At 43.4% G+C, this 13102-nt stretch carries 10 protein-coding genes; 5 read left to right on the top strand and 5 right to left on the bottom strand.

Going from position 1 to position 13102, the window contains the following annotated elements:
• Window positions 1-166: 166 nt before the first annotated feature.
• The 3 genes from ACED45_RS19720 to apbC all read right to left on the bottom strand — a co-directional run bounded on the left by ACED45_RS19720 (window position 167) and on the right by apbC (window position 4375).
• The gene (locus ACED45_RS19720) at window positions 167-2293 is read right to left on the bottom strand and encodes an AsmA family protein (RefSeq protein ID WP_371714826.1); all 2127 of its coding nucleotides are present in this window, start codon (window positions 2291-2293) and stop codon (window positions 167-169) included.
• A 106-nt stretch (window positions 2294-2399) separates the two neighbouring features.
• The gene (gene udk / locus ACED45_RS19715; RefSeq protein WP_004734002.1) at window positions 2400-3041 is read right to left on the bottom strand and encodes a uridine kinase; all 642 of its coding nucleotides are present in this window, start codon (window positions 3039-3041) and stop codon (window positions 2400-2402) included.
• Between the two features lie 257 nt (window positions 3042-3298).
• Entirely contained in the window at window positions 3299-4375 is a 1077-nt protein-coding gene (apbC, locus tag ACED45_RS19710) for an iron-sulfur cluster carrier protein ApbC (protein ID WP_009848619.1), read from the bottom strand.
• A gap of 157 nt (window positions 4376-4532) precedes the next feature.
• Here apbC and metG point away from each other — a divergent pair, with 157 nt between their 5' ends.
• Together metG and ACED45_RS19700 are read left to right on the top strand one after the other, a co-directional pair.
• Entirely contained in the window at window positions 4533-6593 is a 2061-nt protein-coding gene (metG, locus tag ACED45_RS19705) for a methionine--tRNA ligase (protein WP_060982307.1), read from the top strand.
• Between the two features lie 220 nt (window positions 6594-6813).
• The gene (locus tag ACED45_RS19700; RefSeq protein ID WP_010437231.1) at window positions 6814-7293 is read left to right on the top strand and encodes a DUF1456 family protein; all 480 of its coding nucleotides are present in this window, start codon (window positions 6814-6816) and stop codon (window positions 7291-7293) included.
• Window positions 7294-7480: 187 nt separating this feature from the next.
• Here ACED45_RS19700 and fadR read toward each other — a convergent pair whose 3' ends face one another.
• Entirely contained in the window at window positions 7481-8320 is an 840-nt protein-coding gene (fadR, locus tag ACED45_RS19695; protein ID WP_017062161.1) for a fatty acid metabolism transcriptional regulator FadR, read from the bottom strand.
• Between the two features lie 640 nt (window positions 8321-8960).
• Here fadR and nhaB point away from each other — a divergent pair.
• Together nhaB and dsbB are read left to right on the top strand one after the other, a co-directional pair.
• The gene (gene nhaB, locus ACED45_RS19690) at window positions 8961-10553 is read left to right on the top strand and encodes a Na(+)/H(+) antiporter NhaB (RefSeq protein WP_048659726.1); all 1593 of its coding nucleotides are present in this window, start codon (window positions 8961-8963) and stop codon (window positions 10551-10553) included.
• 146 nt (window positions 10554-10699) lie between these two features.
• Complete coding sequence (gene dsbB, locus ACED45_RS19685) at window positions 10700-11209, top strand: disulfide bond formation protein DsbB (protein WP_086713014.1); 510 nt, start codon at window positions 10700-10702, stop codon at window positions 11207-11209.
• Window positions 11210-11335: 126 nt separating this feature from the next.
• Here the strand turns inward: dsbB and ACED45_RS19680 are convergent, their stop codons facing one another.
• Entirely contained in the window at window positions 11336-11956 is a 621-nt protein-coding gene (locus ACED45_RS19680) for an SEC-C metal-binding domain-containing protein (RefSeq protein WP_371714825.1), read from the bottom strand.
• A 178-nt stretch (window positions 11957-12134) separates the two neighbouring features.
• On the opposite strand from ACED45_RS19680, the gene dusC reads away from it, so the two are divergent.
• Complete coding sequence (dusC, locus tag ACED45_RS19675) at window positions 12135-13091, top strand: tRNA dihydrouridine(16) synthase DusC (RefSeq protein WP_048662073.1); 957 nt, start codon at window positions 12135-12137, stop codon at window positions 13089-13091.
• The last annotated feature ends 11 nt before the right edge of the window (window positions 13092-13102 follow it).

Genomic DNA, 13102 nt, shown 5'->3' with positions numbered 1-13102 from the left:
TCTTGGCGCATTGCGACGCCGTTTAGAAGGGTGGGTCCATTTCATTATTCCCTAGAACGAGGGTCGAGTGTCATAGGGAATCTCTCGAAAGTATTATAAGCATCCAAAAAAAAGCGCCATTCCTACAACAGGAATGGCGCTTCTTTTATATACGAGTTAGAAACGTTTAGTTAAAGAAACCTTTCAATAAACCATCGACTGCTTCTTTAGTTTTCTCGTCTTTGATCTTGTCCGTTAGCTTGTTCACACCACGGTCAATTTCTTTCTGTGCTTTCTGTTTCAACACATCATCAAAAACAAGTGCGAATTTCGGGTCAGCCCACTGGCCAGTTACCTTAATTGGGATGGTCACATCTTTCAGGTCGTCAATGCTCTTACCGCCCTGACCTTCAAGTGAACCCACAATTGATGTACGTACAAGGAAGTCGACCGTCTCATTGATGAAGTTTGCTTTACCTTGACCTGTCACGCGTAACAGTGGCGACTGTGCTGATAAGTCGTTTGTTGAAACCCAACCTTTGTTGACCTTCAGCGTCGCTTTCATTGCACTGAAGTCCGTTTTTTGAGCTTCATTTGTGCTTTCAACTTTTTCGCCTTTGATCTTCGCGTAATTCTCACGAATCAGTTGAGCTACGTTGATGCCGTTAACTGCACCATCTTCAAAGTTAATCGCGATAGTACCGACTAGGTTTTTCTTGATACCCGTCGGAGTCAGACTCTTACCTTTCACGTTGACATCGATATTACCGGTACCTTCCAGCATATCGTTATCTGCAACATCAACCAGTAACGGCTGAACTTTCACACCTTTGATTTTCTTCTTAGCTGTGTAAGTCGCTGGTGTTTTACGTGCGTCTAACTTAGCTGTCGCAGAAATAGAGCCTTGGTAAAGGTTCGATGTGAATGAGGTAAGCTCTGCGATACCACGGTTAACCGAGAATGCTGTTTTAACATTCTGCATTTTCGCATTGTTCGCCTTAAACTTATCAATCGTGATGTCACCTTTCACATCTAATGTTTTCAGTGCCGACAGATCAGGTTCTACTTCTTTCGCAGGTGCAGAGCTGCCTGAGTTTGACGTTGAACCACCAGCAGACTCAGAGGGAGCCGTGCTCGCCGTTTCTGTTGTATTACCTAAGCCTAAGAACTCATCAAGGTCGATGTTCGGACTATGAAGAGAGAAACGCACCTTTGGTATTTCAGATAGGGTTACGTCTGCTTTACCGTCTAATGCAATAGCGTTAGCTTGTAGCTTCTCTAACACAAAGCTCAGGTGGCTCTTGTTAAGATCAAAGCTTAAGTCAGACAGCATGTCGACTTTCATTGGAGACTGAGGAAGCGTGTCGCCTTTGAATGTTGAGTCTAACGTCAATTTGTTCAACGTTACTTTTGAGATCGCGCTATCAACCGTAAGTTCACCGCCACCTTTAAGATCAAGGTCAAGACCCGCTGCATTACCGATTACAGCGTAAGTCAGTTGGTTGACCTTATCGAACTCAAACGCATTCAAGCCAATTTTTACTGACTCAATCGACGTCGCTGGATCATTGAACTTAGCGTTTAAATCAATGTTACGAAGTGCGTAACTTGCAAAGCCTTCAGCTAATTTGAATTCGGCACTGCCCTCCGCTGAGAACTTCTGTTGGTTGTTTTCACCAGAAGCCGCAAATGTCGCGGTTGTCCATGTATCAACGGCAAACTCAGAAAGGTTCAAAGACACATCGTATAGCTTAGTGAATGAACCCGCTTGCTTGTCGTCCATTTCAAACAATGCGTTTGAGACAGTTACACCTGCAAGGTTGATCGTCCAACCCGATGCGTCTGTGGTAGTTTGCTCTTGAGGTGCAGGCGCGGATTCAGAACTTGTGTCGGCTACAGACTCAGACTCTTGGGGCGCTGAAGCTTGCGTTAGCGCATCAATGTTCTTACGACCATCTTTAAGCGTTTCTAAGTAAAATTCTGCACCATCTAGAGTAATGTTGCCTATCTCTAGTTGGTTGCTAAATAGCGGAGTAACCGAAACATCAACGCCAACGGTATCAACCTTAAATAGGTTTGGTTGGGTGAACCCTTCAGGGTTACGTAATTCAGTTTGACCAAGTTCAAAGCCAATGGATGGGAAGAATTGCCAGCTGATATCCCCTTCAATCACAAGCTCTAGGCCGGTGTGTTTTTGGGCTTGTTCGACAATTAATGGCTTAAATTGGTTGGGATTCACTAACAGCACTAGTGCCAGAATTGCTGCAACGACAACAAACACTGGTACAGCTATGAAAATGAGTAGTTTCTTCATCCGCATATTCCTTGCTTAGATTCCAAAAGAAAGTGGCACTATAAAAGTGCCACTGATTCAGTAAAAAATAAAGCTAAGTGAGTCACTTAGGCAAAATTTTATTCGATTAAGACTTCAACAACTTCGCAATGTGCGCTTTTAGTACATCAATCGCAATACGGTTTTTACCACCACGAGGAACGATGATGTCTGCATGTTGTTTTGAAGGCTCGATAAACTGCATGAACATTGGACGTACTGTTTCTTGGTATTGCTTAAGTACAGTGTCCATTGTACGACCACGCTCTTCTACATCACGCTTAACACGACGTAGTAGACAGATGTCTAATGGTGTATCCATAAACACACTTGCGTGCATTAGTTTACGAAGACGCGGGTCTGTTAGAAGCAGAATACCCTCTAAAATGATCACTTTCTTTGGAGTAAGTGTAGTCGTTTCAGAAGTACGTGTGTGCTCTGTGTAGCTGTATTCAGGAACTTCTACGGCGTTGCCACTCATTAGCTGCTGTAGATGTTCACATAAAAGATCATGATCTAGTGCATTTGGGTGATCGTAGTTAGTTTTAACACGCTCTTCCATACTCAAGTGGCTTTGGTCGCTGTAATAGCAATCTTCCGTGATAACACCAATTTGATGGTCGCCTACTTTTTCGCGCAATTCATTATAAATTGTACTAGCAATCAGACTTTTTCCTGAAGCTGAAGCGCCAGCGATACCTACGATGACACATTGATTATTATCAGACATTAATTTTGCACCCGATATGGTTTGGTGGTGGGAAGAGATAAACCGCCTGATTATAGGGGCTAAAGCACATAGATTCTAGTCGCGATTTTAGCTAATTGCAGTCAAATTGATGATCTCAATACATTTACTTAAAACAATCGTTTGCTTTCAAATAACTTGCCTACAACTATTTGCACAAGCCCAATGGCTATCTGCCCAATCCAACCGTTGTTTATCTAATCCAAACTGTATTTAAACGACCCAGTAATTAACTTGCGCTATTCAACCATAGAGAAGTTAATCGCTTCTGGCCTTGCTTTCCCTGTCCAGAACATTTTCGCAGCCACATTTTCTGCGAGCTCTAGGTAGTGACGTGTATGTTCACTATCAGGACGACGAATCACCGTCGGGCAACCAGCATCAATATCTTCTCGCACGTCAATATGAAGAGGGATTTGCGCCAAGATATCGAGGTAAAACTCTTCTGACATCGCTTCTGCACCACCAGCACCAAAGATATGTTCTTTCTCACCACAGTGACTACAAATATGATAGCTCATGTTTTCAACTAAGCCTGCGACTGGCACACTCACCTTATCAAACATCGCTACGCCTTTACGCGCATCCGCTAATGCCAAATCTTGAGGGGTGGTCACCACTACTGCGCCCGTCACTGGGATCTGTTGCGACAACGTCAGCTGAATATCACCGGTGCCCGGTGGCATGTCGATAACAAGGTAATCCAACTCTGGCCATACAGTTTCATTAACTAGCTGCCCCAAAGCCTTCGCTGCCATAGGACCACGCCAGATTGCCGCATCGTCTTTCGACACAAGATAGCCAATAGAGTGAGTGAAAATGCCATGAGCCTCGATTGGCATCATCCATTTATTGTTCTGTACTTCTGGTTTTGCGTCTAGTTGGCCAAGCATCATAGGCACTGATGGACCATAGATATCTGCATCCAATAAGCCCACTTTTGAACCTGACTTAGATAAAGCCAGAGCAAGGTTTACAGAAGTGGTCGATTTACCCACTCCACCCTTTGCCGACGTCACGGCGATAATGTTCTTAACGCCCTTCAAAGGTGTCGCGACTGTGGTTTCCAGCGCAGACGGCTTCACTTTTACTTCAAACTGAAAAGCGCTAACAAGCTGTTGTTCAATCTGAGAGTGGATCCACTGTTCCAATTCAACCGCAAGCTGATTAGCAGCAAAAGGTAAGGTGATAACAAATGATCCACGCGGATCAACCGAGACAATATTTTGGTGTAGCGCCCACTCTGGGATGAGGATTGGTGACTCGAACTCATTCAACCATGAACAGAAATCTTGCTTAGAAGTAAAGTTACGCATTGGGGCTCCTTTTTTATTTATGCTATCACCCACGAGATGAAGACTGAACCCCTAAAAAACTAGGGGAATCCTTTGTCTGATACCTTGGCGTATCACACGTTATAAAGTAGTATTACCTCTCAAAATTTATACCTATCAAAAAAGCGAATTATTAAGTATGGCAACTGATCCAAGACAACTTTTGGTAACTTGTGCGCTTCCGTACGCTAACGGCTCTATTCACCTTGGCCATATGCTTGAGCATATCCAAGCTGATATCTGGGTTCGATACCAGCGTCTACGTGGCAACACTGTAAACTTCATCTGTGCTGACGATGCTCACGGCACGCCAATTATGCTTAAAGCTCAACAGATGGGTATCACGCCAGAAGAGATGATCGCTGCTGTTAGTGAAGAGCACCAAAAAGACTTCGCTGGCTTTGATATCAGCTTTGATAACTACCACAGCACACACAGCGAAGAGAACCGTGAACTGGCTTCTCACATCTACCTGGAACTTAAAAAGAACGGCTTCATTTCTAGCCGTACTATTTCTCAGCTTTTCGACCCTGAGAAAGAGATGTTCCTACCAGACCGCTTCGTAAAAGGTACTTGCCCTAAGTGTAAGTCAGAAGACCAGTATGGTGATAACTGTGATAACTGTGGTGAGACATACAGCCCAACTGAACTGATTAACCCTAAATCGGCGGTTTCTGGCGCAACTCCAGTAATGAAAGACTCTGAGCACTTCTTCTTCGACCTACCTCAGTTCGAAAGCATGCTTAAAGAGTGGACTCGTTCTGGCTCTCTACAGAATGAAACTGCAAACAAAATGCAGGAATGGTTTGAGTCTGGTCTGCAACAGTGGGATATCTCACGTGATGCACCTTACTTTGGCTTTGAAATCCCAGGCGAAAAAGACAAGTTCTTCTACGTATGGCTAGACGCACCTGTTGGCTACATGGCTTCTTTCAAGAACCTATGTGACAAGCGTGACGATCTAAACTTCGATGAATACTGGAAGAAAGACAGCACAACTGAGCTTTACCACTTCATCGGTAAAGACATCGTTTACTTCCATAGCCTATTCTGGCCAGCAATGCTAGACGGCGCAGGCTTCCGTAAGCCAAACAACGTATTCGTACACGGCTACGTAACAGTGAACGGTGCGAAGATGTCTAAGTCGAAAGGCACATTCATCAAAGCAAGCACGTACCTAAACCACCTAGACCCTGAGTGTCTACGTTACTACTACGCTGCGAAACTAAACAGCCGCATCGATGACCTTGACCTTAACCTTGAAGACTTCACTCAACGTGTAAACGCTGACGTAGTAAACAAGATTGTTAACCTAGCTTCTCGTAACGCTGGCTTCATTACTAAGCGTTTTGAAGGCAAGCTTTCTGCTGAATTTGCCGAACCAGAACTTTACAACGAATTCGTTGCTGCTGCTGAGCGTATCGGTGAGCTATACGAAACTCGTGAGTTCAGCCGCGCTATCCGTGAAATTACTGCACTAGCAGACAAAGCTAACCAGTACATCGATGAGAAAGCACCTTGGGTTCTTGCAAAAGAAGAAGGTAAAGAGAAAGAGCTTCAAGAAGTTTCTTCTGTTGGTATCAACCTATTCCGCGTACTAATGGCTTACCTGAAACCTGTGATGCCTGAGCTTGCGGCTCGCACTGAAGCTTTCCTAAACGAAGAGCTAACGTGGGAAGCGATTGCTACTCCGCTAACTGATCACGAGATCACTAAGTTCAAAGCGCTATTCAGCCGTATTGATCCTAAGAAAGTGGAAGCAATGGTTGAGTCTTCTAAAGAAGATGCAGCCGCTGAAGCAGCAGCGAAAGAAAAAGCAGAAGCTGAAAAAGAGCAAGCAAGCCAAACTGAGTTAGACAAAGAGCCAATCGCAGACGAGATTGAGTTCGATGCCTTTGCTGCAGTAGACATGCGTATTGCTCGTATCATCTCTTGTGAAGAAGTACCAAAAGCGAACAAACTACTGAAGTTCCAACTGGACATCGGTGGTGAGACTCGCCAAGTATTCTCTGGTATCAAATCAGCATACAAACCTGAAGAGCTAGAAGGTAAGCTAACTGTAATGGTAGCAAACCTAAAACCTCGTAAGATGAAGTTTGGTATGTCTGAAGGCATGATCCTAGCCGCGGGCCCTGGCGGCAGCGACCTATGGATCCTTGAGCCACACGAAGGTGCACAACCTGGTATGCGTGTAATGTAATTCTGATTTCAGTCAGATAACAAGCACTCATCGCTAAATCCCTAATGCACTTATAACTTGAAAGAGTTAATAAGCATTGGGGATTTTTTATATCTACCGAAAATTTACGTTCTCTGTTAGAGTCGCCGTCAACTATGCTATGTAGAGTAGAAATTGGTTTGTCGACGATAATGGACTAACCAACACCTCTTTACTCTAAAACCCTTTTTAGGAATCCCCAGTGACTAACAACGAAATCTTGCGTCGTATTCAACACGCACTAAACCTTAAAAATGCACAAATCATCAAAGCTATCGAACAAGCTGATGTGACCGTTGCTCATGACCAAGTGATTAACTGGCTAAAAGACGACAACGACAAGTCATGCTCTAAGATGAAAGACAAAGAGTTAGCGGTATTCCTAAATGGTTTCATCAACCTTAAGCGTGGCAAAAAAGAAGGCGAGCAACCTAAACCTGAAGTTGCACTGACGAACAACATGATCTTCATGAAGCTTCGCATCGCATTAAACATGAAAGCAGAAGATGTTTTGGACGTACTAGAAGTGGTTGGCATTAGCTTGAGCAAGTACGAAATCGGCGCTTACTTCCGCAAGCCAGAAAACAAAAACTACAAAGTGTGTGAAGACCAACTACTTTGCGATTTTCTAAACGGTGTGCAATTTACCAACCGTCCAGACTCAGAAGAGTTTGCGGGTTAAGTCGCTACTCATAGATAAATTACTCGTCATAGGTAAGTAACTACTCGTAGGTAAATTAATGCCCCACGGGTAATTTTCTAGCAACGACAGATAAATAAAAAGCGGCGAGATAATTGAATTATCTCGCCGCTTTTTCGTTTTCTTTACGTCACTGACTAAACAGGAGCAACAATAGTAAACCTATAGCTTAGCTGTCGTCTTCAGTGAAGTTCGTTGGCAATGTCGTTTTCATTTCATTCCAAACTTGTGCACTTGCGATACCGTAGTTACGAATCACTAATGGCAAAGTTTCGCGCTCACCACTTTCACAGATAATGAACAACTCTTTATAAAAGTCCATCGCTAAACGTCGTGCTTCTGGGTTAGAGAAGTAGTAGCTACCGATACGGTCATACAGTTTACGCACACCGTTAAAGATTAGGCCGTAAATCTGGTTGCCTGAGTGGAATGCCAAACGTTGGAAAAGCATATAATCATAGAAGTTGAAAGTCTTCGCGATTAAGATCGTCTGACGTTTCGCTTCATCTTTTTCTGAATCTTCTTTTACCGCTTGTTTGATCTTGTCAGCGTATGGCGACGATTCTAAGAACTCATCCCAAGTCGGTGCCGCAAGTAGCGCTTCACAAGATTCAATCACGTTACTGATAGTACGCTCTGAAGCTTCTTTGTTTGCTTTAAATGCATAACGCATAAAGATCGGGCTGATATTAGTACGGGCAGCAAGTAGGTCTTCTACCATTTTGCTTGCGTTATCAACGTCCAACGTCATTAGCGTATCAAGGATATGAAGACCTGAGGTTTCCATAAACTGGTTAACTTTAGTGGGTTTGCCGTGCTGGATTGTCAACCAACCATCACGAGCAAGACGTTGTAGTACTTCACGAAGCGTAGTACGTGTAACACCAATCAGCTCAGAAAGCTCACGCTCTGCGGGCAAGATAGAACCTGGAGGGAAACGGCCATTCCAAATACTTTCAATGATATACTTTTCTGCAAATCCTGCCGGGCTCTTCGCCTTAATGACCATCTACACTTCAATCCAATTTAATTATTCTGTTCTAATTTACTCATCATACCACTAGTTCACACCTAGCGGAAACACCCGCAAAAATTTTACTCACTCAAAATAGCAATAGAGTTAAAACTCTAAAGTTCAGCACACGTTTGCACCCTAGGTTTGGAAAGCAAGCGACTATAAATCACCATTTCAACAAACCATTAACACAATAAATTTTCTTTTAAATCAATGAGATTAGTCATATTTTCAAAGTTATTAATTTGCAATATTAAGTTGTAATAATCATATATAAACCGTCTTTATTCTGTAAATTTCAATCATTTCGCTGAAATATTGATTCTAGTCGGTTTTTATCACATTTTAAGTGGTATGCTTGCGCTACTTTGATCGCGTTTCTCAACAAAAAAGAGGTATTTTTAGTGCTACAGGGCTTTTCCTGTTGACTAAATGTTATCGAAGAGTAGAGTTGCGCTCAAAAATAAGCAGTGCTTGAGTTTCTAAGGGAGTGACTTGGCAAGACCACAGAACATTACATGGAATGTAGTTTTTCTAAGTCACTGTTAGTTATAGTTTTTAACAATTTCTATAGCTCGATTCTCAAAATGTTGTATTGCTTGTCTATTCATAATCAACATAAAAGAGTATTAACATGCCGATGTCTCTCGGAAACGCTTTTATCAAGAACTTCCTTGGTAAAGCTCCTGATTGGTATAAACTTGCCATCATTTCCTTTTTAATCATCAACCCGTTTGTTTTCTTCCTAGTTGACCCATTTGTTGCGGGCTGGCTATTGGTGGTTGAGTTTATTTTCACCCTAGCTATGGCTCTAAAATGCTACCCTCTTCAACCGGGTGGCTTATTGGCAATTCAAGCCGTCGCCATTGGCATGACCAAACCAGAAATGGTTTATCATGAGCTACAAGCAAACCTTCCAGTATTACTCTTACTTGTATTCATGGTTGCTGGCATCTACTTCATGAAAGAACTACTTCTGTTCATTTTCACGAAGATCCTGCTTGGCATCCAATCAAAAATCTTGCTCTCTGTTGCTTTCTGTGTCGCTGCTGCGTTCTTATCAGCGTTCCTAGATGCACTAACAGTAATCGCCGTAGTAATTAGCGTTGCAGTTGGCTTCTACTCCATCTACCACAAGGTTGCATCGGGCAAGGGCACAACGTCTGCACACGATCATACTCATGATGAAGAGATCTCTGAGCTAACTCGTGATGACCTAGAAAACTACCGTGCTTTCCTACGTTCACTGCTTATGCATGCCGGTGTTGGTACCGCACTGGGTGGTGTAATGACCATGGTAGGTGAACCACAAAACTTGGTAATTGCTAAACAAGCGGGTTGGGAGTTCGGTGAATTTATCATCCGTATGCTGCCAGTAACACTGCCTGTTTTCTTCTGCGGCATTCTAACTTGTGCACTTGTAGAGAAATTCAAAGTGTTTGGTTACGGCGCAGAGCTACCAACGAATGTTCGCCAAATCTTGGTTGAATTTGACAACAAAGAACGTGCAAACCGTACAAAGCAAGACGTAGCAAAGCTATGGGTTCAAAGTGCAATCGCAGTTTGGCTGATTGTTGGCCTTGCACTTCACGTTGCTGAAGTAGGTTTAATTGGTCTTTCTGTAATCATCTTAGCAACTGCATTTACAGGTGTTATTGAAGAGCACTCTATGGGTAAAGCCTTTGAAGAAGCTCTGCCATTTACTGCACTTCTTGCCGTTTTCTTCGCGGTTGTTGCTGTAATCATCGACCAAGCTTTATTTAAGCCAGTAATCGATGCAGTACTTCACGTTGAAGATAAAGGTGCACAACTCGCTCTCTTCTATGTTGCCAACGGTATTCTATCGATGGTTTCAGATAACGTATTCGTCGGTACGGTTTACATCAACGAAGTGAAAACTGCATTAGTAGAAGGCATCATCACTCGTGACCAGTTCGACCTACTTGCTGTTGCTATCAACACAGGTACTAACCTACCTTCTGTTGCTACGCCAAACGGCCAGGCTGCATTCCTATTCCTATTAACATCAGCACTTGCTCCGTTAATTCGATTGTCTTACGGTCGCATGGTTATCATGGCGCTGCCATACACCATCGTATTGGCACTGGTTGGCCTAGCAGGCATTGTGTTCTTCGTAGAGCCAATGACAGCATGGTTCTACGATGCTGGTTGGATCATTCAACGCACTGGTGAAGTCGTTGCTCCCGTTATCTCAGGTGGCCACTAATCCAACTTTGTGTTGTAAAGCACAATAAGTGTATCTAACTAATCAAAAATATTAGTTGATTAGGAAACTTATCCAAGATAAAAAGCTCTGAGTAATCAGGGCTTTTTTATTTTATAAACGGGATTAAATTCGTGAACTTTTTTGCAATGCTCAAAGACTTCTCTAAGGGACGTTTATCTTGGCTTTTACTGTTGGCTTTTATTGTCTTTTTTGAGGCATGCGCTCTCTTCTTTCAACACGTAATGATGCTTGGTCCTTGCGTAATGTGTATCTATGAGCGCGTTGCTATGCTTGCTATCGGTCTTGCTGCAATCATTGGTGCTATCGCCCCTCATAACCCAATATCACGCTGGTTAGGTCTTGCTGGGTGGGGACTTGGCGCATACAAAGGTTTGATGCTGGCTTTAGAACACGTTGACTACCAGTTTAATCCTTCTCCTTTTGCTACTTGTGATCTGTTCGTAACCTTCCCAAGCTGGGCGCCTTTAAACCAATGGGCTCCGTGGATGTTTGAAGCTTACGGCGACTGCAGCAAGGTTGTGTGGCAGTTTTTAGAGCTTTCAATGCCACAATGGTTAGTGATTATCTTTGCGGGTAACTTGATTGCTTTCGGTTTTGTTGTCATTTCTCAATTCGTTAAATCAAAGAATGACTAACAATTAGCGCATCATGTACAGAAACTAAAAAGTCGACCCAAAGGTCGACTTTTTTATCGCTTAAGCTTTTTATCACTAAAAGAAAGTCTGTTACTCACTCAAGCGTAGTCTATCGAAAAATCTCGATTAGCTGTTTTTACCACAGCACTGCTTGAACTTTTTACCACTTTCACATGGGCAAGCATCGTTGCGGCCGATATCTTTAAATGGATTCACGCTCTGCGATTTATTACCTAGCATCGCCTCATCAGCCGCCATTGCCACTTCTGAGATCATCAAATCGACCTGACCCACTAAGTCGGCAAGTGATGGTGGATTAGTAAGCCCTGCAGCGATCATTTGTTGCTGAGTTTGCTCTTCATCAATCGCTAGCATTAATGTAGTCAGCAAAGCTTGCAGCATGCGCAGAGTTCCGTCCGCTACCGTAATGCTTTGCCACTGCTCTTCCACTGTCGGCCAAACCATCATAAAACCTTCCGCAAAATCTGCGAACTGCTCATTGAAGTCACCTTCTGCAAACGCGTCAGTCAGTAAGTATTCACTACGCTGAATCAGGTTGTGCTGACGGTTAATCTGTTCCGTCACTAATGTCACAAGCTCTTTGCCCGCTTCAGGCGCAACGATAGCAATCCATTCTTCAGGATCGAGTGGCTTTGTCGCTAAGTTGGAGGCAAGGATTGCACCTTCAATAAACTGCGGCGTAATGTCTGAAATAGATTCTGGTAGGCTTAATAATTGGTATGTCATGAAAGCTCTGGATATTTGGGCATTTTCGATATTATAACGCCATACTCTCCAAGATGTCGCTATTAAGAGACGAAACCATCATTAAGGTAGACACACCACACTCATAGTGACAATCCTGTAATCAAACCGTACAATCACGCCTCGATTTTTTCGGTTCACTCAGTTTAGGTAAAGCAACATGCGCGTAATACTTGGCCCTATGGAGGGCGTTCTAGACCACCTAATGCGTGAAATTCTCACAGAGATAAATGATTACGATCTCTGTGTGACAGAGTTTGTGCGCGTCGTGGATCAACTTCTTCCTCCGCATGTGTTCCACCGTATTTGCCCAGAGCTGCACCAAGGTTCTCAGACCATGGCTGGTGTGCCAATCCATCTTCAACTTCTAGGTCAACACCCAAATTGGATGGCCGAGAATGCTTTTCAAGCTGCTAGCTTAGGCGCTAAAGGCATCGATCTTAATTTTGGTTGCCCAGCAAAGGCGGTAAACAAAAGTAATGGTGGCGCTTCATTGCTAAAAGAACCAGAACTCATCTATCAAGTGGTGAAATCTTGTCGAGAAGCGGTACCTGCACACATTCCTGTATCCGCAAAGATCCGATTAGGTTGGGAGCATCCGGAAGAGTGCTTTGAAATTGTCGACGCCATCGAACAAGCTAAAGCTGACGAACTCACCGTGCACGCAAGAACCAAAGTTGGCGGTTATAAAGCCAGCGAAATTAAATGGGATTACATCAATAAAATAAGAGAGAAAACATCTCTGCCATTGATTGCTAACGGGGAAATCTGGAACTATCAAGATGGTCAAGATTGCATAGAAGCAACAGGCGTCGATTCATTGATGGTCTGCCGTGGTGCTTTCAATATTCCAAACCTTGGTAACGTCGTTAAGCACAACCACCAGAAAATGCCGTGGGATAAAGTCATTGAACTTTTGCTGCGCTATTCAGAGTTTCAAATTAAAGGGGACAAAGGTATGTACTACCCCAATAGAGTGAAGCAGTGGTTTGTTTATTTAAGTAAAGGCTACCCTGAAGCGAACGAACTATTTAAAGAAATTCGCACTTTCAAGAAGGCGCCGCCGATTGTAGAACGTCTTCAACGTTATCAAGAAGAACGCCGCCAACCTGTTTAAGATGAGGCGCT

Origin of the sequence: Vibrio crassostreae (assembly GCF_041439375.1) — a bacterium.
Taxonomy (GTDB): Bacteria; Pseudomonadota; Gammaproteobacteria; order Enterobacterales; family Vibrionaceae; genus Vibrio; species Vibrio crassostreae_D.
The sequence above is the reverse complement of the archived record's forward strand: the minus strand, read 5'-3'. Positions and strand labels throughout refer to the sequence as shown.

Bases quoted from the DNA above. Each gene is read 5' to 3' on its own strand.
- ACED45_RS19720 (WP_371714826.1), bottom strand. From the start codon at position 2,293: ATGAAGAAACTACTCATTTTCATAGCTGTACCAGTGTTTGTTGTCGTT.
- udk (WP_004734002.1), bottom strand. From the start codon at position 3,041: ATGTCTGATAATAATCAATGTGTCATCGTAGGTATCGCTGGCGCTTCA.
- apbC (WP_009848619.1), bottom strand. From the start codon at position 4,375: ATGCGTAACTTTACTTCTAAGCAAGATTTCTGTTCATGGTTGAATGAG.
- metG (WP_060982307.1), top strand. From the start codon at position 4,533: ATGGCAACTGATCCAAGACAACTTTTGGTAACTTGTGCGCTTCCGTAC.
- fadR (WP_017062161.1), bottom strand. From the start codon at position 8,320: ATGGTCATTAAGGCGAAGAGCCCGGCAGGATTTGCAGAAAAGTATATC.
- nhaB (WP_048659726.1), top strand. From the start codon at position 8,961: ATGCCGATGTCTCTCGGAAACGCTTTTATCAAGAACTTCCTTGGTAAA.
- dsbB (WP_086713014.1), top strand. From the start codon at position 10,700: ATGCTCAAAGACTTCTCTAAGGGACGTTTATCTTGGCTTTTACTGTTG.
- ACED45_RS19680 (WP_371714825.1), bottom strand. From the start codon at position 11,956: ATGACATACCAATTATTAAGCCTACCAGAATCTATTTCAGACATTACG.
- dusC (WP_048662073.1), top strand. From the start codon at position 12,135: ATGCGCGTAATACTTGGCCCTATGGAGGGCGTTCTAGACCACCTAATG.